At 41.0% G+C, this 20906-nt stretch carries 17 protein-coding genes; 9 read left to right on the top strand and 8 right to left on the bottom strand.

Annotated elements, in window-relative coordinates; translation table 11 throughout:
- Positions 1–141: 141 nt before the first annotated feature.
- Together ACXACJ_RS04060 and ACXACJ_RS04065 are read right to left on the bottom strand one after the other, a co-directional pair.
- Positions 142–999: a helix-turn-helix domain-containing protein gene (locus ACXACJ_RS04060; protein ID WP_475132994.1), complete on the bottom strand. Its 858-nt coding sequence runs from the start codon at positions 997–999 to the stop codon at positions 142–144.
- 16 nt (positions 1000–1015) lie between these two features.
- The gene (locus ACXACJ_RS04065; protein WP_475132995.1) at positions 1016–1366 is read right to left on the bottom strand and encodes a DoxX family protein; all 351 of its coding nucleotides are present in this window, start codon (positions 1364–1366) and stop codon (positions 1016–1018) included.
- Positions 1367–1564: 198 nt separating this feature from the next.
- On the opposite strand from ACXACJ_RS04065, the gene ACXACJ_RS04070 reads away from it, so the two are divergent.
- From ACXACJ_RS04070 to ACXACJ_RS04085, 4 genes are all read left to right on the top strand, one after another.
- Positions 1565–3952 carry a TonB-dependent receptor gene (locus ACXACJ_RS04070; RefSeq protein ID WP_475132996.1) on the top strand — a complete coding sequence of 796 codons (2388 nt, stop codon included), beginning with the start codon at positions 1565–1567 and terminating at the stop codon, positions 3950–3952.
- Between the two features lie 40 nt (positions 3953–3992).
- Positions 3993–4979, top strand: coding sequence for a DUF4374 domain-containing protein (locus ACXACJ_RS04075; RefSeq protein ID WP_475132997.1), 987 nt, complete (start codon positions 3993–3995; stop codon positions 4977–4979).
- Positions 4942–5220: a hypothetical protein gene (locus ACXACJ_RS04080; protein ID WP_475132998.1), complete on the top strand. Its 279-nt coding sequence runs from the start codon at positions 4942–4944 to the stop codon at positions 5218–5220. The genes ACXACJ_RS04075 and ACXACJ_RS04080 overlap by 38 nt, the downstream gene beginning before the upstream one ends.
- 158 nt (positions 5221–5378) lie before the next feature.
- A complete protein-coding gene (locus tag ACXACJ_RS04085) occupies positions 5379–6638 on the top strand; it encodes a PepSY-associated TM helix domain-containing protein (RefSeq protein ID WP_475132999.1) in 1260 nt (419 codons plus the stop codon).
- Between the two features lie 601 nt (positions 6639–7239).
- Here the strand turns inward: ACXACJ_RS04085 and ACXACJ_RS04090 are convergent.
- Positions 7240–8304 carry an AI-2E family transporter gene (locus ACXACJ_RS04090; protein WP_475133000.1) on the bottom strand — a complete coding sequence of 355 codons (1065 nt, stop codon included), beginning with the start codon at positions 8302–8304 and terminating at the stop codon, positions 7240–7242.
- Between the two features lie 236 nt (positions 8305–8540).
- Here ACXACJ_RS04090 and ACXACJ_RS04095 point away from each other — a divergent pair, with 236 nt between their 5' ends.
- Together ACXACJ_RS04095 and ACXACJ_RS04100 are read left to right on the top strand one after the other, a co-directional pair.
- A complete protein-coding gene (locus ACXACJ_RS04095) occupies positions 8541–9335 on the top strand; it encodes a HipA family kinase (RefSeq protein ID WP_475133001.1) in 795 nt (264 codons plus the stop codon).
- On the top strand, positions 9313–9693 hold the full coding sequence (locus tag ACXACJ_RS04100; protein WP_475133002.1) for a DUF3037 domain-containing protein: 381 nt from the start codon (positions 9313–9315) through the stop codon (positions 9691–9693). Before ACXACJ_RS04095 ends, ACXACJ_RS04100 begins: the two co-directional genes overlap by 23 nt.
- 44 nt (positions 9694–9737) lie before the next feature.
- On the opposite strand, the gene ACXACJ_RS04105 is transcribed toward ACXACJ_RS04100, so the two are convergent.
- From ACXACJ_RS04105 to ACXACJ_RS04125, 5 genes are all read right to left on the bottom strand, one after another.
- Positions 9738–10919: an alginate lyase family protein gene (locus ACXACJ_RS04105; protein ID WP_475133003.1), complete on the bottom strand. Its 1182-nt coding sequence runs from the start codon at positions 10917–10919 to the stop codon at positions 9738–9740.
- 40 nt (positions 10920–10959) lie between these two features.
- Complete coding sequence (locus tag ACXACJ_RS04110; RefSeq protein ID WP_475133004.1) at positions 10960–11541, bottom strand: O-methyltransferase; 582 nt, start codon at positions 11539–11541, stop codon at positions 10960–10962.
- 83 nt (positions 11542–11624) lie between these two features.
- Positions 11625–12599, bottom strand: coding sequence for an alpha/beta hydrolase family protein (locus ACXACJ_RS04115; protein ID WP_475133005.1), 975 nt, complete (start codon positions 12597–12599; stop codon positions 11625–11627).
- A gap of 392 nt (positions 12600–12991) precedes the next feature.
- Entirely contained in the window at positions 12992–14632 is a 1641-nt protein-coding gene (locus ACXACJ_RS04120; RefSeq protein WP_475133006.1) for an ABC1 kinase family protein, read from the bottom strand.
- A 124-nt stretch (positions 14633–14756) separates the two neighbouring features.
- On the bottom strand, positions 14757–15599 hold the full coding sequence (locus tag ACXACJ_RS04125) for a hypothetical protein (protein WP_475133007.1): 843 nt from the start codon (positions 15597–15599) through the stop codon (positions 14757–14759).
- Positions 15600–16064: 465 nt separating this feature from the next.
- On the opposite strand from ACXACJ_RS04125, the gene ACXACJ_RS04130 reads away from it, so the two are divergent.
- The 3 genes from ACXACJ_RS04130 to ACXACJ_RS04140 all read left to right on the top strand — a co-directional run bounded on the left by ACXACJ_RS04130 (position 16065) and on the right by ACXACJ_RS04140 (position 20905).
- Positions 16065–16481, top strand: a complete 417-nt coding sequence (locus ACXACJ_RS04130; RefSeq protein ID WP_475133008.1) for a hypothetical protein — start codon at positions 16065–16067, stop codon at positions 16479–16481.
- A 160-nt stretch (positions 16482–16641) separates the two neighbouring features.
- Positions 16642–17727 (top strand): efflux RND transporter periplasmic adaptor subunit, encoded by a 1086-nt coding sequence (locus ACXACJ_RS04135; protein ID WP_475133009.1) that lies wholly within the window; start codon positions 16642–16644, stop codon positions 17725–17727.
- Positions 17728–17752: 25 nt separating this feature from the next.
- Entirely contained in the window at positions 17753–20905 is a 3153-nt protein-coding gene (locus ACXACJ_RS04140) for an efflux RND transporter permease subunit (protein ID WP_475133010.1), read from the top strand.
- Position 20906 lies beyond the last annotated feature (1 nt).

Below are 20906 nucleotides of genomic sequence, written 5' to 3' on the forward strand. Positions count from 1 at the left end.
AACAGCTATAGCTGCAATACAAATTCCTAAAATGAGTGTTCTAACCTTGTTCATCGCGTTGTAATCATTTGATGAAACAAAGCTGTGACTTTTACAAGCCGTGCATTTGTCGGAAAAGGAGCATGATTTGTTCGAAAAGTATTAGGCCTTTATTTCGCTTGGGCGGAAACCGAATTTTTTAGAAAAGGCATTTGAAAAAGAACTGAGGCTATCGTATCCCACATGCCATGCGGCTTCTTGAATGGTCATTTCTTGATTGCGCAAGAGATTGTGCGCTTTTGTGAGCCTTTCGTTTTGCAAGTATTTAAACACAGGTACGCCAAATAATTCCTTGAAATTCTTTTTCAGCTTAAAGGTATTGAGGCCAATTTCTCTAGAGAGTTCGCTCAACGATGGAGGATTTTCAAGATTTGCAGAAAGAATATTTTTTGCTAGCTGAAGTTTTTCCCTTTCATGATCGGGAATTCCACTTTCCGAAATAAGAGATAATTGCCCGAAATAGTGTGCCAATAAGGATGTGATTTGGCTTTTAAAGAACATCATCCTCGCTTTGCCTTCATACTTGCTATGAAAAATCTGATTTACAATAGATTGCATTTCAGGTGACATGTAAAAGCTTGGGCCTTCAACAAAATGATCGCTTGGGTTTACCAACTGATTCAGCATTTCACCAAACAATTCTAATTCTTGTTCCGGCAGTTTAGAAAGATTACGGATGGTAGTGGCAATTACAATACATTCTAATGGCTTATGGGCGGAAACCGTATGCATAAATTCTACCTTTTCATTGGCAAAAAAGGAGAGTGCTAAACCTTTAGTGTGCGCATATTTTCTGGTTTCTGAACCGTAATTTACATCCAGATCTACATTTCCTTCTCCATAAAAGGCGACAGCAATCAGAGGTTCATCAAAAGAACAAGCGTCTACAACAGCTTCCATAGCGTTGGCTTCTTCTACCAAAACGATGAAATCGTTGATGTCTAGAATGTCGCGGGTCATATTAAAAAATGAAGCTTTATGTGTAAATCCATGCCCAATATACCAACAGCAATTGAAGGGGCAAACGCAACCAAAGTGCTATTCTATACCAAGTTCTTTTGCCTTTGTAAGAAGTGAGCATGTAGATATTAGCCGGGAAAACACCAATGAGCACGGTTATAATTCCCCACGCGCCAATGGTTTGAGTTTCAGGAAACAAGAGCATAGCGCCAAAAGAAAATTCCAGCACCCCGCTGAAGTAGACCATGAACTTGTGATAGGGAATGTAAGGAGGCATTATTTTTAGGTAAACGCTCGGTTTTAGAAAGTGAAGTATTCCTGCTAGCATGTAAAGCCCGGCCATTATATACATTCCAAAATTTTCCATGATCAAAAGGTACATAAAATTGAATTCAGAAGTTTTTAGAGCTTACTCTTAAAAATATAAGCGTCTATCTTACTGTTATTCAGTTAGAAGTAATTCTTTATTTAGATTTAATCTAAATAAACTTTTCTGTTTTCGATTTCAGCTTTACCTTTGCTGCTGTTTGTAATCAGTCTAAATAAGGATAAGGTGGTTCGGCAATTGAAAAAAACTCTTCGTGTGGTGTTGTTAATGTGTTGGGCTCAGGCTGTTTATGGCCAAGGTAGTCATGATAACGCCAGTGTTTCTGGAATCATCAAATCTACTTCTGGAGAAGTATTGGTTGGCGTAAACGTGTTGATCAAAAACACAAACCTAGGTTCTTCCACCAACATAGAAGGGCGATATGATATTCATAATTTATCCACAGGAAAATATATTCTTCAGGCTCGATTTTTAGGGTTTGAAACTTTTGAAAAGGAAATTAACCTTTCTGAGAACCAAAAGCTTACACTCAATATTGAGCTTCAGGATGTAAGTTATAAGCTCGGTGATGTTGAAGTTGTAGGCAAATCAGAGAGTACCGAAATCAAGGAATTGCCTTATGCGGTTTCTGCTGTTCGTGCGAAGGACTTTTACAACAGCACGGCCGATGCTAAAGCTGTTTTGAATCGTGTTTCTGGTGTTCGTGTGTTGGAAGAAGGTGGTGTGGGTTCTAATCTGAGCTTTACTCTTAATGGCTTTTCTGGCGATCAAATCAAGTTTTTCTTGGATGGAATTCCGATGGATAACTACGGTTCTTCCCTCAGTCTGAACAATATTCCGGTTAATACCATCGATAGAATTGAGGTTTATAAAGGTGTGGTTCCGGTTTGGTTGGGAACTGATGCGCTTGGTGGTGCGGTAAACATTGTTACCAATAAAAAGAGCCAGTTTTTGGATGCTTCTTATTCGGTTGGTTCTTTCAATACGCATCGCGTTTCCTTAAATGGTGCGTATACCAATCCGCAAAGTGGCTTCACTTTCAGAGGCAATGTAAACCTCAACTATTCCGACAATAACTATAAGGTTTGGGTGCCGATTAAAGAGGGAAATAACATTGTCGATTCGGCCAATGTGGAGCGTTTCCATGACAGATATCGCTCGGGCACTGTGAAGTTGGAAGCTGGTTTGGTCGATAAAAGCTACGCTGACAATCTGCTTTTCGGCCTAATGGTTTCTGGCAACGACAAGCAGGTTCAAACGGGTGCTACCATGAACAGCGTTTATGGTGGAATTGTGAGGAACAGCCAGTCGGTTATTCCTTCTCTTAAATACAACAAAGAGAATTTTCTTGCAGAAGGCTTGAATGTGAGCTTGAATTCAGCTTACAACATTACCAAAAATGAGGTGATCGATACTTTGAGAGGTGTTCGGTACAATTGGTTGGGCGACACTACCTATAACCCAAATTCTAATGATGGTGAGCTTTCAAGGACTTTTACCACCATGGACGATACCGATTTCAACACTCAGTTGAATGCAGGTTATACCCTCAATGAGCGGAATTCATTGGCCTTGAATTATTCGATTTCGCAATTCAAAAGAGAGATTTTCGATACTGAGAATCCAGATAGAATTGAGAACCAATTTCCGAAATCGATCAGAAAGCAGGTTTTAGGACTGGCTTATAAGTTCGATTTGAACCAGAAATGGAGTACCACCTTCTTCGGTAAACTGTATTTACTGAAAGCAGAAACCAGCAAGCAATTCGATTTCGGACTTTCTACTCAGCGAACTGAAGCGGTTCAGAACAAGAAACAGAACTTCGGCTATGGCGTGGCTTCAGCCTATTTTCTTCAACCTGAACTTCAGCTAAAGGCTTCCTTCGAACATACTTACCGCATGCCTTGGGCCACTGAGATTTTCGGTGATGGTTTGTTCGTGCAAGACAATCCAGACCTTGGTCCTGAGCAAAGTGATAATTTCAATTTTGGCGCGGCATATCAGTTCAAGCTGAAAAGAGACCATGAATTCGCTTTGGAAAGCAGCTTCATTTATCGCGAATCGAAAGACTTGATTTATCAAGTGGTAAAGGTGGCGAGCCCAGAAACGCATTATGACAACCTAAGCCAAACGCGTGTTTTGGGAGTGGAGGGAAGCCTGAATTATCAGTACAAGAATTTACTGCGTTTGGGTGGAAACATCACTTTTCAAGACATAACCGATCAGGCTGATTCTGTGTACAATGAATCGTACACCAACACAGGTTATCAGCGGAATTTCCAGAAAGGTTTCAGGCTGCCGAATACGCCATACTTCTTCGGAAATGCCAATGCAGGTTTGAGTTTCCAGAACTTGGCAGGAGAGGGTTCAACCCTAAACTTCAACTACTATTTCAACTTTGTGCAGCAGTATTTCCTCAGCTGGGCAGAGTTGGGTTCTCGCGATACCAAAAAGGTAATTCCTCGACAAACTTCACACGATGTTGAACTGGCATTAAGTCTGAAAAATGGCAAATATAATGTTTCGGTAGAATGCCGAAATCTGGCCAATGCAAGGCTTTACGATAAATACTATTTACAAAAACCGGGGCGTGCTTTCTATGTAAAGTTCAGGTATACGCTCTAATCGAATATTAAACTAATTCTATAAATCTAAACGCTTAGATATGTTTTCTAAAAAACAAATCAAACTATGGGCTTTGCCAATGCTAATGTTTGCAGCCCTTTTTGTTACTGCTTGTGATGATTCTGATGATGTTAATCCAGATCCTGTTGACCCAGTAGAAGAAACTCCATTTGTGCTTTCTTTGGCCATTCAGGGCAGCGATAACAATTTCACTTACTACTCTGTGCCTTTTGCTGATGTAATGGAAGGTACACTTTCTGCGGTTGGTCAGGGAATTGAGCAGCCTGGTTATTATGACTTCACTCAAATCGACAACACCATCTATAGCATTGGTGGTTTGGACGATGTGAACGTGGTAGGTATCACCAAAAACGATGATGGTTCTTTGAGCCAGGTTGGTGATATTTCTTTCGATAACAGCATTTCTGACATTGTGAAAGCTGATGATAACACTTTGGTGGCTTTGGAGCTTTCTTCTAATTCAGATCAGGTGAAATTCCACACTATTGATATCAATACTGTAGAAGTGACTGAAACTTTCGAATTGCCAGTTTCTGACTTGGTTTCTGAATATTCAGCATCTTATGCGGGTATGGTTGTGAGTGGCGATTTCTTGTACTTGGCCTACTACGTAAGCGACCCAACTACTTATGACACTCCATCTACAGCTCAGGCTGAAGTAGCTGTTTACTCGTACCCTGATTTCGAATTCCAGAAAATCATGACTGACGACCGTGTTGGTCCGATTGGTGGATTTAACGTGAAGTCTGGTTTGATCAAAACTGAAAACGGTGATGTTTATGCGGTTTCGCACTCAAACCCTGCTAACGGTTACAGCCAAAGCACTCAGCCAAGTGGAATCTTGAGAATTAAGAGCGGAACTACCGAGTTTGATCAAGATTACTTCTTCGATATCGCGACTGCAAGTGACGGTTTCAACACTGCTCACATGGTGTATTTGGGCGATGGAAAAGTGTTCAGCGAAATCAATGTGGCTGAAAGAGAAGAGCAAGCAGAGATGGTCTGACGGACCGCTTCAATCTGCTGTACTTGATTTGGAGGCTAAAACGGTAAACTACATTGCCAATGTGCCTGAACATGCTGGTCAAGGGAGAAGATTGGCTGCAGTTCACGATGGTGATTTTATGTATATGTGTGTGCCTGAAGACAACGGAATCTTCGTTTACAAAATGGATTTGAACAACTACACGGCTACAAAAGGTGCTGAAGTTGAAGCCAACTTCGTTGCTGGTTTCTTCAAATACTAAGATGTTTTAAACGGGTTGTCTTAAAGCTTCCCACGTCATGCTGAACTTGTTTCAGCATCTCGTTCTATTGAACCAACAGACCCTGAAATGAATTCAGGGTGACGGAATGGACAAAGCTCTAAGACAACCCAACTTCTATTCTCAGCCTTCCCAAATACATGAAAAACAAAAGCAGCAAGCCGAAAAAGAAGAGTGCGTTAAGACGTTTCAACGACTGGGTTCACCTTTGGCTGGGGTTGATTTCCGGCCTGATTGTCTTGGTCATAAGTCTTACAGGCTGCATTTATGTTTTTCAGCAAGATATTAAGGATGCCATGGAACCATGGCGTTTTGTAGAGGCTCAGGATAAGGTCTATGTGCCGCCAAGTGTACTTTTGGATACTGCTCAAAGCTATATGCCGGGTGTTCAGCCAACGGGATTAACATATAGTAATGCGGAAGGTGCTGCAGCTGTTGGTTTCTCTTCTTTCGAGGATGGCCAACGCAGTTTTACGGCAATCTTCATGAATCCATATACCGGAGAATTCCTCAAAAGCCAACAAACCATTGGAGGAGATATAGATTTCTTCCGCTTTATCATTGATGGGCACCGTGCACTTTGGTTGCCATATGAAATTGGCCGTCCTATTGTTGGGGTAGGAACACTGATTTTCGTGGTGTTGCTCATCACCGGTTTGGTGATGTGGTGGCCGAAAAATTTAAAGAAATCTGAGCTAAGGAAAAGCTTCAAAATCAAGTGGAACGGAAAGTTCAAGCGGGTGAACTATGACCTTCACAATGTCTTGGGTTTTTACAGTTTGCTTCTGGCGCTTGTGCTGGCTATTACAGGCTTGGTTTATAGTTTTGAATGGTTTGCCGATGGTCTCTATTATGTTACTTCGGGAGGCGAGGAAAGGCCAGAACACAGTCATCCGCACTCAGATGTTTCTCAGGCTGGTCTGGTTCCAACCGATAGTATTTCCCAACTGGATAAGGCTTGGTACAAAACCATTGCGCAAGAACCAGATGCTCAAGGTTGGTATATGACACCAATTCTTCGCGATGATGACGATGCTATTGAGTTGATTGCTTATCAGGATCACGGCTCGTTCTACAATCAAAACACCTACTATTACGATCGCTATACTTTAGAAGAATACCGAAATGAAGGTGACCGATTTGCCGAAGCTGGTTTTGCCGATCAACTCACCATGCTTAACTACGATATGCATATTGGTGTGGCGTTAGGAATGCCGGGAAAAATCCTTGCCTTTTTCATCAGTTTAATCTGTGCCAGTTTACCAGTTACCGGTTTCCTGGTTTGGCTGAACAAAAAGAAAAAGACGAAGAAGAACGGTCAGCCAAAGAATCCAGCTTCTCAAAATGTAAATCCGAAAATTGTCCGCCCAAAGGTGAAGAGGGTAGAAGCTGGGGTTTGAAAGCCTTCTCTTTAAAATAGAGAGAAATACTCGGTGGAAGAACCCTCCAAAAGTTAGTGTTATTAACTCAGTCAGAAGCTGAAACCTTGTATTTATCTAGATAGATGAACTTTTGGAGGGATGAAGCAGCGGTTTCTTTGTTAAGCTACCTCAGGTTAAATTTTCTACTGCTTAAACTTTAGGCTTTGCCGGAATAATCTTTCTTTTCTAGGCTATCCATAATATTGACAGCCACTGTTGCTATGAGAAAACCCTCCAAAAGTTGGTATTCTTAACTCAGTCAGAAGCTGAAGTCTTGTGTTAATCTAGATAGATAAACTTTTGGAGGGATGAAGCAGTGAGTTTCTTTGTTATGTTAGCCTAGGTGAAATTCTCTACTGCTTAAACCTTAGGCTTTGCTGAAATAATCTTTCTGTTCTTTTCTGGGCTGTGCATAATATTGGCACTTGCTGTTGCTATGAGAAAACCCTCCAAAAGTTGGTATTCTTAACTCAGTCAGAAGCTGAAACCTTATATTTATCTAGATAGATGAACTTTTGGAGGGATGAGACGATGAGTTTCCTTGCTTTGTTAAGCCAGATTAGGTAAAATTCTCTACTGCTTAAACCTTAGGCTTTGTCGCAATAATCTTTCTGTTCTTTTCCGGGCCAGCCATGAGGTTAGCAGCCACTTTGGTTTTAGGGAATTGCTCCATAATAATCTTCAAGAAAACAGTAATAGGGATAGACATGATCATTCCAGGAACACCCCATAAGTAGCCCCAAAGCATCAGCATAACCAGTATAGTGATAATGTTGATCGAAAAGGATTTTCCCATAAATACAGGTTCCAGCACGCCACCAAAAATCGCTTGGACGGCTGTGATGGTTAAAATAAAGAACAGCAAATAGCCAGTAGCATCAACTTCAACAAAGGCAAAAAGACTGAGAGAAATCACAGTGATAAACGATCCCACCATTTGCACAAAATTGATGATAAAGGCGAACAGACCCCAGAAAACGGGAAAACTGATTCCGAAGAAATAACAGGCTAAACCTGTGCCTATTCCTGTAAAAAGACTGACCAGAAATTTCACTTTGATAAAGGTGATTAAATCTCTTTCAATTTTCATGAAAGCCTTTACCGATACAAATCGCTTTTTCAGAATGGTGCTGTTCAGCAGTTTTTCAAAGTCCATGGATTCGGCCAACCACAGAATGGCGAAAAAGCAAGTCATAAGAATCATGGAAATGGTGCCGCCTACAAAATCGAGTGTGGTGCCGAAATTCTTCGCCATGTTGTCCTTCTGAACGAATGTCGAAAGCACATTTTCCCTGTCTAGCAGGGTAATACCGAAGAAGTCTTCGGTAGAAATAAGTAGATCGGAAAGCTTGTCTTGCGCCTTGTCGAAAAAGCCGCTGTTGCTGGTAAGTTCTTTACTCGAAACCTGAATAAGTTCACCGCCAATTTTAAACACAGCAGCTATAATCAGAATCACGATGAGAATGCTGAGGGTTTTGGGCACTTTCCTTTTCTTGAGCCATCGCATCAATGGTAAGAAAAGCAAGGCAATAAACATGGAAGAAACCAGAGGAATCAGTATAAATGATAGGATTTTAATTAGGTAGAAAACTACGGGAATGGCAATGATTAATAACAGGGTGTTAGTGGTTTTTAAATCCCGCATAAAGTGAAAGTCTTGTTGGTTTTGCTTAGCGCAATAGATGTATGCAGGCCAATACGTGGAATGCTGGCGAGGGTTGGCAGTAATGGAAATATTTGTCCATTTCTTTTTGAGCTACCTGAATCTTAGGTTTGAAACTGAGTGGGATCTCAGTTTGCAAAACGAAACTTTTGTTGAATCTTTGAATGAATAAAGAAACGATGGTGTTGAGCCTTTTCAACCAACACTGGGTTTAATCGATGGAAAATACTCTTCAACTGCGTAAGGTAAATGTTACCAGATATATACTTCCGTTACGCGAAGGTGGCTCCTTGCCAGCTTTGGCCGATGCGGATGACGGATTTAAGTATGTGCTCAAATTCAGAGGTGCGGGTCAGCGCGAAAAGGCTTTGATCTCCGAACTTTTGGGAGGCGAAATTGCACGAATACTCGGATTGAAGGTTCCGGAATTGGTTTTCGCTGAGTTAGATCCGGCCTTTGGCAGATCGGAAGGTGATGAAGAAATTCAGGATTTGCTCAAAGGTAGCCAAGGCTTGAATCTGGCACTCCATTTTCTCTCCGGTTCCATCAATTACGATGCACTTGCGATGTCGGTTGATCCGCTATTGGCTTCCAAAATCGTTTGGTTGGATATGCTGATCACCAATGTGGACCGTACTTTCCGCAACACAAACATGCTGATGTGGAACCGCGAACTTTGGCTGATCGATCATGGGGCGGCATTCCTTTTTCATCACTCATGGACGAATTGGGAGAAGAATGCTACGGGGAAATTTCCAATCATCGCCAACCACGTTTTGTTGAAGCAAGCAAGCCAATTGGAAGAGGCAAATGAGGCTTTGAGATCACTTTTGAGCCCTGAACACATCGATGCTTTGGTAGCGCTTATTCCCGATGAATGGTTGTTAGCCGCAGGTGATGAAGAAAACCCAGCTGATGCCAGAGCCATTTACGCCAGTTTCCTAAAACTGCGACTTTCAAATTCAGATCAATTCACTAAAGAAGCCCAGGATGCAAGGACAGCACTTATATGAGTATGCTATCATCCGGGTGGTGCCTCGGGTGGAAAGGGAAGAGTTTATCAACGTAGGAGCAATTCTTTGCGATGCCAAGAGCGGTTTCATCGGTGCTAAAATTCAGCTCAATGAGCAGAAGCTTTTGGCTCTAGATCCTGAAGCTGATGTGGAAATGATCAAGCTTAACTTGAGTTCTTTCGAGAAGATTTGTTCAGGGAATGAAGGTGGTCAAATTGCCGATATGGATTTGGCCTCACGATTCCGATGGCTTACGGCTGTGCGCAGTTCTATTATCCAAACTTCGCGTCCGCACACAGGTTTCAGTTCAGACTTGGCCAAAACCTTGCAGAGGCTTTTTGAAGAGAATGTAGCTTAGGAGTTTGCCTATAACATGGGTTCAGTTCGAAATTTTATTCCATTTCAATAATCTTCTAACCAGAGCAGAGGATTTCTGATTGGCATATTTCTTTTTACTTCGTCCACTTCAAGAAAATGCTTTTTGTCTTCCCAGGCCTTATATAAATCTGGCCTGTTAAAATATGCTGCACTAAATAAAAAAGAAGGCTGGGCAACGGGCCAATTTTCCCAGTACATCACATCGGGCGGCAAAGGCCAAAGCGACTTTTGAGCAACGAAAGGTTTCATATACTCCACAGCCCTCAAAATGTTTTTGCTGTCTTCAGTGGTATAGCTCCATAAATCGATTTCTTGATCAGATAAAATCAAGCAGTTCATAACCATGGCATCCAAATTGAAAAGCGAATAGCCATAAGGTTTGGTTCGTTCTAATTCTAATGGGAAACTGCCATCCGCGGCCATTTGGTTGGGCAGAATGTTGGTTTTGTAATGCTCTCTGCAAAAACTAAGAACCTCATTGTTTCCAGTAAACGCTGCATACAACCCAACCTGCATATTCCAACAAGTGCCATGGTTATTAGGATGAACCATTTCATCCTTCCCATATGGGTGTGTGGTTAACCATTCGGTGAATTCAGCAAACCAAGCTTTGATTTTTGAAAGGTCTTCAGCATTAATTTCATTGTGTTTTTCTAGAACTCGAAGTGATTGAACCACTTCCATAAAATGAATGGCGTCTATAATGCCAATTCCCCGGCCGGTAAATCTGCCTTTAATGGCTTGTGCGAAAAGCAAGTTGGGGTTCATTTTGGTGTTCTCGGCAACGAACCATGTTTTGCAATGCTTAAGCGCTTGATGGGCAAACTTCTGGTCGCCCGTGATCAAATAAGCAGAGGTGAGGTTCCCAACGATTTCGCTAAACCGAATTAAAACTTCTCTATGAGCCACAAAATTATCCGGATTGGTAAGGCCATCTTTTCGAATATATGGTCCTTCTGGATTCAGGCTATCTGGCCACCAGTAATCACCTTCGGAATAAAAGTCGTGAATACCGCCAGCGCTACGTTCTGATGTGTAGGCTGTAACGGTAATAGGTTCTTCAGTCAGGTTTTTATTGGCGAGTAGGAGGGTTGAATCCTGTAGAACCTGAACCGCTTTTTCGTAATATGTTGGCTTTTGAGTGTCACAGGCAGGTAGGCAAAAAACAATTATTATTAGCAGGAAAAAGGCGGATCGATTGAACATGATGAAGCAAGAAACTGATTCTTCAACCAATATAGACGATCTAAGCTCTCTTGGTGCAAATAATTACACCAGTCGACCAGTTCATCTTTGTAATGGTTAAGTCGCTTCTAGATTCTAAATATTCAACGAGCTGCTCCGCTTTTTTATCGTGACCTTCTGGCCAATTGGGTTGAGGGGTCATGTCATCGATCACGTAGAAACCACCAACCTTTAGAAGATCGAGAGTTTCTTCCAGTTCATTGTATTTTCCAGGCCAAGTATCGGCAAAAATAAGGTCGAATGGTTCTTCCTTATAATTTAGAATCCAGTCCGTTCCGTTGGAGCAAATGAGGTTCACTCTTTTGTCGGACCCAAAGAAAGTTTTGGCAATGTCTATGAGTTGAGGGTCGTTGTCTAAACTTATGAGGGTAGAATTTTCATCAAGTCCTTCTATCATCCAAGCCAGCGATAGGCTCATTCCTGTTCCTAATTCTAAAAATCTTCCATTGGGTTTAGATGCCACAAGAGATTTCAAAAGTGTGCCAATATAAATATCTGATGGCATGGTGAAGCCAATTTCTCTGCATTTGGCTTCTAATTGAGCATATACTTTTGGAGTGTCTGCTACTTGAGCTTGATTCATGATTGTGAATGCTTTAGCTCTGAATATAATTAAACTTCATGAGCCAAAAAGCCCATGAAGTTTAATTGAAGAATCAGGAGTGCTTATTTTCCGTGAAATTCCATATTCGGTAAAGATTCAGAGTTCTTCAAGTATCTGTTGAACCAGGCAACAACCTGTTCATTAACATCGGCTTGATGCTCGGAAATACCATGGTCAGAACCTTCGAACATAATCAGTCTGTAAGGGATTTTGTACTTCTGAAACTCAAGTGCCATTTGTAAGCTTTGCTCTGGTTTTACACGCCAGTCTGCATTTCCATGAAGCATTAGAATAGGAACGTCTGTTGGAAATTGATCTACCCATTTTACCGCAGAACGCTTGTCCAATTCCCTTTCGCGATTGGCCTGAAAATCAGGAATCAATTGTCCATAAACTCCGGCTTCCATTTGTGGCCTGTCACTAATGGCTTGATGCGCATCCGCGAGCGCACCGCCAACAACAGCTGCCTTTATTTTGTCAGTTTCGGTTAAGGCGCGGTAAGTCATCATGCCACCACGGCTCCAGCCATACATGCCGATTTTATCCGTGTCCGCACCTTCAACTTCTTCCAATACTTGGGTAAGAATGGTAACATCGTGTACATCGTCACCACCAAATTCTTCCTTACCTTCACTGCCTCCATTTCCACGATATTGGCTGGCAATTACCACATAACCTTCGTTTGCCAATTGTCCAAGGGTAGTGATGCCATGCGCCAGAATTAGTTGACCGAAATCTTGGTTTCCACCTCTGTTAAAGATGATGCATGGATGATTTCCTTCAGCTTTAGGCTTTACCATCAGGCCGTTAACTTTCAGACCATCGCTGAGGTAGGTAATTACATAGATTTCAATGTTGTCGAGATATTTGAATTGCTCTTTCCAAACCTTTTTTCCGTTCACTTCTGTAACCAATCTTGGGTAAACAGGAGTTTTTGAAAGATCGTCTACGAGCTTTTTGCTGATGAGAAGATTGCCTTCTTGCGCGTTGAGATTTAGGCATAGAAATGCCAGTATCAATACTTTGATAAATTTCATTGTTGCTTGTTTTGAGTTGATGATTAAGGAAGAATTTGCTGACTGTTCAGTATGCTTTTGGCCGGAAGCATTTCAAAAATCTGACAGATAATTTCTCCCATTTATAGAAGTTGACGAAGGCTATTGACTTTTGTAATCGCGGAATTAAAAAAGATTGAAATTTAATCGGTCGAGCTATTTAGAACCACTCCCTTTTGTTTGGGAAAAACTCGTAGCAGAGACTTTTTCAAGGTTAGGGCTAAATGTACTCTAGAAATGATTTTCTCCCTTAAAAAACAAAGGTTCTAAGTTTGGAGAAAAAGTTCTTTCGCGGAGTTCAAGATGAAAGGATAATGACATCTTATTTCGATTATCAATAATTTGAAGTTTGATAAAAGCTTTGGATTTCTCTCTTAAGATTCATCATAAAAATAGATGCTGATGGCTAACATTAGGGCACCTAAAACTGCTAAAATGAAGGCACTCATGGCAATGCCGGGGTAACCAAAAAGAGAAAAACTGGTTTCTACGCGCATCATTAAAGAAGAACCGATGATGAGTGCTGCGATAATCAATCCAACAGTAATTCTATTTGCTACTTTCTGAAAACCACGCATAAGCCGATGTTCATCAAAGGCATCGACATTTACTTTCAGTTTGTTCTCTGAAAGATTGCCTACGATTTTGTTCAACCTTTCGGGCATTTTCTCAATCAATTCTTTGCTTTCCAAAAGGGTAGAAAAGAAGTTTTGAGGAGCTAAGTCCTTCACCATGATTTTATTGAGAAGACTTACCGCATGCTTTTTGATGGATTCATTCGGTTCAAAAGTAGGAGCCAAAGTGTGGGCTACTAAGTCGATATTCATGAGGGCTTTTCCTACAGAACTGAGTTCTAAAGGAAGTTCAAACCCCGTGTCGGCTGCGGTTTGAATCAGCCCGAACATCATTCTGCCTGTATCAATTTCTTCTACGGAAGAATGTTGCGTGGCTTGAATTAATTCGGTGATATGGCTTCGGAATTTCTCCTCATCGGCATGAGGTTGGGGCGTGCTCATGGACAGAATTATGCTGATGGCTTCTTCTGCTTTGTTGTTGCTGATGTTAAGGATCAGTTTGAGGTAATCTCGCCTAACTTCTTCAGAAATATAAGAGACCATGCCCATGTCCAACAGAGCCAAACGATTGTCATTAGTAAGGTGCACGTTTCCAGGATGCGGATCGGCATGCATAAAGCCATCCACTACAATTTGCTGCAAATAGGCCCTGAAAAGCTCTTCACAAAGTGCGTTGCCATCCAGTTCAATTTTTCTAAGCGGAGATATTTTACTGATGTTTTTTCCATCGATAAACTCCATGGTTAAAACTTTGTCGCTGGTATAATCGGCAATGGCTGTGGGGATTACGATCCGCTTAAACTCCTTCAGATTCTCGTGAAGCAACATCATATTTTGCGCTTCTTTTAAATAATTTAACTCTCTTAAAAGAGTGCCTTTGAACTGAAAGAAGAGTTTGTTCAGCCTGTATTTTCTGCCTAAGGAACTGTGGTTCTCTAAAAAACTGGTGACTTCTTCAAGCGTTTCCAGTTCTTCCAAAACTTGTTTGCGAATGCCCGGGCGTTGAATTTTAACTACCACTATTTTTCCATTGCGGAGTGTGGCCTGATGCACTTGGCCCAACGAAGCCGCTGCCAGTGGTTCTTTTTCAAATGAATCGAAAGCCTTGGAAATTCGTACGCCAAGTTCTTCTTGAATTACCTTTTCGACTTCTTCGTAGGAAAAGGGCTCAAGGTCGTCTTGCAGATGTCTGAGAGCGGAAAGGTAAGGCTCTGCAATCAAATCGGGGCGAGTGGAAAGCAGCTGGCCCATTTTTACAAAGGTTGGCCCAAGTTTTTGAATGTCATGAATGAACTCCGCAGTATCTAGATCGGCAGGCTCTACTTTTTTTTCAGGTTGGAGCGTAGCATCTTGATCGAGCCCGGTTTCTTTAACAATGTCAGTAGTGCCGTATTTGAACAGAAATAGGGCAATGTCTTTATATTTGGCGAGGTGCTTCAATGTTTTTGGGTTTATGGTTGAGAGCAGCAAATTCTTTCAAAGTGAAAGAAATTTCACTCACTATACTAACCCAAATGATGAAGAGGTGTTTGGGGTTGGTTTGGCCCAAGTCGAAAAAAATATTCTAATTATGAATTATGGCTTTGTTAAAGTCTATGGTGAAGGTTTCGCGATTTTGATTCCTTTCTATGTTGAATTTTGTTTCGGATGCTGATATTTTTTCTTCTTTACCAAGGTTGATAGATAAATTGCAACTTTCGTAAAATACCTCTTTAAAGCTTTCTAGATTGTTGTTTTTGTCAAAACTCAGCTGCAAAAAACCTTTTTCTTGACCTGCCCCGCAAAAGCCAGTCTTCAGATTCTGAGAAGCATATGAGAACTTGAGTAAAATATTATTCCCATGGGAAGCGATGAGCTTAAAATTCCATTCCCAACCACCAAAGTTATTCAGGTCGAATGTTGTGGTTGGATTTAGTTTCAGTAATTCTGAGGTTTTTCGAATATTGAAATTGCTGTGAGAAACTTTTAGACTCAATTTTTTATCCTTGTTCGTCCAGGATGAAGCCGTATCGGTAATTACGAACTTTTCAATATACGCTTCCAAGGCCTTGTAGTAATCCATATCTTCCCAATGGTTGCTTTTCATTTCTGAAAAATGGAGCATTTTATTTACCTGAGAGCTGTCTTGGAAGTTGTAAAGGGTTAATGATCCATCATAAAGGCCAACCAAAGGGATTGGGGTTTTTATTTTGTCGTAATAATACCATCCTTTTACTGAATAAGAACCCGAACTGTAATTAGAATAGCCCTCAAATTTTAGATAAATAGTAATAGGGTATTGGTCACTGATTCGACCTTGAAACAAGCGATCTTCTATGATGTTTTTTTCTACATAAGGGAAAGATTTTTGACCAAAAAGGGCATAAGAAATAATAGTTAAAAAAGTGATGATCAATTGTTTTCTCATAGAGTAAATATGGCTAAACTCAAAAATAGTTTGTCTTAATATTATAATTATTAAGTTAATAAATTGAGTTAATTCAAATTTAAATTAAAGCTCCCAAAATCGTTCATCTGGACTTAGGTAGGAGAACTCTATCTGAATGTTCCAGATTTCTTCTTTTTGGAAAAAGAGAGTTTCAAATCCTTACCGCTTATAACTTATCTATGGGGAGGTGGAGGCGGCATATAGATTTACCCTAGATAAACCACCGAACATCTTAAAAATTGATATGAAATGCTTTTTTTAAGGATTCAACTGGCTGATTTACTGTTAATTTTTCTAAAAAATTAAAAAACGTCAGCAATCGTTTGTAATGGTCAAATTCTGAAAATTTGACTTGTTTTCCACCTAACGTTCAATTCCGTTAAACATTATTTAACAAAACATTGTTTGGCGAAATCTTTCCCATAATGTAGCTTCGCCCCCGAGATGAGGAAGTTATTTTTCGGTTTATTTCTACCCCTTTGCATTCTCTTTGTGAGTGGCAATGGTCATTTATATGCCCATGCTCTTCAAGGTTGTGCTTGCTTTTCCTCGGTAGACGATTCCTCCTCAAATGCTTTCGCCCATTCTGATATACACGAACGCAGCACAATCAGTACATCTACTTCATCGGAAGCCAGCAAAAATTACAAAATTGAAATCGCGGAAAACGAAGTAGAAGAAGACGAAGTTTTTACTGCCAAAAAATACGTGGCCAGCAGTAGTTACCTTACTGCCATTTTGTTTGCCATAGTTGTTGGTTTTCTCTTCACCAGTTTTAAAAAGCGCGAAGCCTTCTTTCAGCGCTTTTCATATATCACGTCATACCATTGGTACATCCTTTTCAAGGTATTTCGGATATAATACAATAACCAACTAGGCAGGGGATCAATTTGCCTAATCCAACTCTACGGGTTCTTTATGTTAGAATGCTCAACCAATAATCAATGAGCTGCTAAAGTGTACCCCCCAAGGCACTTCGTAAAGAACTCTTCAAAACTTAAAGTTTAAAGTAAAAATCATTATGAAGAGAGTTTTCATGTTTATGAGCTTGTGTATCGCGCTGGTATTGTACACAAGCTGTGAATCACACAAAGAAAAAGAAGAAGTTGAAACTAAGTTTCAGGTTACAAGTCCGGTAAGAATGGACACCTCAATTACCAGAGAGTATGTATGTCAAATACGCTCTATCAACCACATTGAGGTTCGTGCGCTGGAAAAAGGATATCTACAAAACATTTATGTAGATGAGGGACAGTTTGTGAAAAAAGGACAGAAAATGTTCCAAGTAATGCCTTTGTTATATCAAGCTGAATTACAAAAAGCTCAAGCTGAAGCTAATTTCGCTGAAATTGAATACAAAAACACAAAGTCATTGGCAGATGGCAACGTGGTATCTCAAAACGAATTGGCATTAGCAAAAGCTAAATTAGACAAAGCCAACGCTGAATTAGAATTGGCAAAAGTTCACTTAGGATTTACTCAAATTAAAGCGCCTTTCGATGGAATTATGGACCGTTTCCATGTTCGATTGGGTAGCCTTTTAGATGAAGGTGAATTGCTAACCGAACTTTCTGACAACAGCCAAATGTGGGTGTACTTCAACGTTCCTGAAGCAGAATATTTGGATTACAAAACCACCATTAAAAAGGACAGCTTAGTGCAGGTAAATCTGTTGATGGCGAACAATAAAGTGTTCAACCAAATCGGTCAGATTGAAACCATTGAAGCTGACTTTAATAACGAAACAGGTAACATTGCCTTCAGAGCTACATTCCCAAACCCTAAAGGTTTGCTACGCCATGGAGAAACTGGTAATGTATTAATGACCATTCCACTTAAACATGCATTGCTAATCCCTCAAAAAGCAACATTCGAGGTTCTAGACAAAAGATATGTATACGTGATTGATGAGGAAAACAAAATCAGATCTAGAGAAATCACTGTAGCTGAAGAAATGCCTCACGTGTATGCAATTTCTGGTGGTTTAGAAGAAAATGATAAGATTCTTCTTGAAGGTTTACGCCTTGTAAGAGAGAATCAAGAAATCGAATATGACTTCATTGAGCCTAATTCTGCACTCTCAAGCCTAGAACTTTACGCAGAATAATTAAGTCTCCAAAAAAACTGAAGAAATGTTTAGTAAAATAATTCACAGACCGGTCTTTGCGATCGTAATATCGGTCATTATCGTCTTTATAGGCACGCTGGCCATTAAACAGCTGCCTATATCGCAGTTCCCCCAGATCGCTCCAACCACGGTAAACATCTTTATTGCTTACCCTGGTGCGAGTGCCGATGTATTAGTAAAATCTACCCTGATTACACTTGAAAACTCAATCAATGGTGTGCAGGGTATGAGGTATATGGCAACAGACGCCACAAGTGCTGGTGAAGCAACCCTTAGAGTAATTTTTGAACCCGGAACGGACCCCAACCAGGCGGTTATACGGGTCAAGACGCGGGTGGACCAGGTAATGCCGCTGTTACCGGAACTGGTTCAACGCGAGGGGGTAATTATTACTCCTATTCAACCTAGTATGTTGATGTATGTCAACCTCTATAGTGAGAGTGAAAGTATGGACGAAAAATTCTTGTACAACTACGCCAACGTCCAAATGATTCCTGAAATAAACAGGACCAAAGGGGTAGCAAGAGCACAAATTCTAGGTAGCCGTAGATACGCCATGCGTGTTTGGTTAAATCCAGACCGTATGAGAGCCTATAGCATTTCCATCGATGAAGTTATGGAAGCTATGGCCGAGCAAAGTATCGTGGGTCGTCCTGGTAGGTTAGGGCGAAGCTCCGGTATTGCAGCGCAATCCTTGGAGTATGTACTTACCTACAAAGGCCGATACAATAAGCCAGAAGAGTATGAAAACATCATCATTCGAGCAAATGCCGAAGGTGAAAGCATTCGATTAAGAGATGTGGCTAAAGTGGAACTTGGTAGTGAGTTCTTCGATATCTACTCTAACCTTGATGGTCACCCTTCTGCGGCCATCGTATTGAAGCAAAACTACGGTAGTAACGCGAGTGATGTAATTGCTGCCGTTAAAGAGAAACTGGAGGAAATGAAAGTGAACTTCCCTCCAGGTATGGATTACAAAATTAGTTATGACGTATCTCAGTTCTTGGATGCTTCCATAGAACAAGTTACGCACACCCTTAGAGACGCATTTATTTTGGTGGCCTTGGTAGTATTCGTATTCCTTGGCGACTGGAGATCTACATTGATTCCAATCTTGGCCGTTCCTGTTTCCTTGATTGGAGCCTTCTTCGTAATTCAGTTCTTTGGCCTGTCCATCAACTTGGTTACGCTGTTTGCCCTTGTACTCGCTATTGGTATTGTGGTGGATGACGCCATTGTAGTAGTGGAGGCGGTGCACGCTAAAATGGAAGAGAAGCATCTTTCTCCGTACAATGCGGTGAAAGAAGTAATGGGTGAAATTAGCGGTGCGATTATCGCCATCACCATGGTAATGGTTTCGGTGTTCTTACCGATTTCCTTCATGACGGGGCCTGTAGGTACATTCTACCGTCAGTTCTCTATTACTATGGCCAGCTCTATTGTAATTTCAGCGGTTATCGCTCTTACATTGACTCCAGTACTTTGTGCTATGTTGTTGAAAAACACACATGGTCAACCAAGAAAGAAACACTTGCTCAACAGAGGTTTGGATAGCTTCAACAGAGGTTTTGATAAACTAACGGGTCGTTATACAAATATTCTGAAGCGTATTGTTAGTAGAAGAGTACTTACATTCGGTATTCTTTTGGCCTTCGGTTTCGGTATTTTCTACGAAAGCCAGATTCTTCCAGCGGGTTTCATTCCTTCTGAAGACCAAGGTACTATCTACGCCATCATCCAAACACCTCCTGGTGCTACGCTGGAAAGAACCAACTTGGTTTCTCAAAAGCTTCAGAAGATTTGTGAAGAAATCGAAGGTGTAGAATCAGTATCTTCTTTGGCAGGTTACGAAATCATGACTGAAGGTCGGGGATCAAACGCAGGTACTTGTTTGATTAACCTTAAAACTTGGTCAGAGCGTGAACACACTGTGAAAGAGATCATGGAAGAGCTGGAAGAAAAATCTAAAGGTTTAGGAGCTATTATCGAGTTCTTCGAACCACCAGCCATCCCAGGTTTCGGTTCATCAGGTGGTTTCTCAATGCGTTTGTTGGATAAAACAACCAGTACTGATTACCAAGAATTCGATAAAATCAACAAAGAATTCATGGATAACCTTGGCAAGCGTGAAGAACTAACAGGTTTGTTTACCTTCTTCGCTGCTAACTATCCTCAATATGAGTTGATTATCGACAACGAGCTTGCGATGCAGAAAGGTGTTTCTATCGGTAAAGCGATGGAAAACTTGAACATCTTGATTGGTAGTACATACGAACAAGGCTTCATCCGTTTCGGTCGTTTCTTCAAAGTTTATGTGCAATCAGCTCCTGAGTTCAGAAGACTTCCTTCAGATATCTTGAACCTGTTTGTGAAAAACGATCATGGTGAAATGGTGCCTTATTCTTCTTTCATGAAAATTGAGAAGAAACAAGGACCTAACGAGGTAACTCGATACAACATGTACAACTCTGCGGCCATTAGAGGGCTTCCAGCTAAAGGATATACCACTGGTGATGCCATTGCCGCAATTAGAGAAGTTGCCGAGCAAACATTGCCAAAAGGTTATGACATTGCGTGGGAAGGTCTTTCATACGATGAGGCCGACAGAGGTAACGAATCATTGTATGTATTCATCATTGTATTGGCCTTCGTTTACTTGGTACTTGCTGCTCAATACGAAAGCTTTATCATTCCATTGGCGGTAATCTTCTCGCTACCTGTTGGGGTGTTTGGTTCGTTCATGTTGCTGAAGGCCATGGGCTTAGATAATGACATTTATGCTCAAATTGGTCTGATCATGCTGGTGGGGCTTCTGGGTAAGAATGCCGTACTTATCGTAGAGTTTGCGGTTCAGAAGCACCGGCACGGATCGTCAATTCTTGAAGCTGCCATTGAGGGAGCCAAGGTTCGTTTCCGTCCTATTTTGATGACTTCATTCGCCTTCATTGCAGGTCTTATTCCTTTGATTATTGCCACAGGTGCGGGTGCGATTGGTAACAGAACCATTGGTGCTTCTGCCATGGGTGGTATGTTATTCGGAACAATTTTCGGTGTTATTATCGTGCCAGGATTGTATTACATATTCGGATCATTGGCTAGTGGCCGCAAAATGATTAGAGACGAACACGATAGACCACTAACTGAAGATTATGACTAAT

It is taken from the genome of Roseivirga sp. AWQ4_251 (assembly GCF_056158225.1).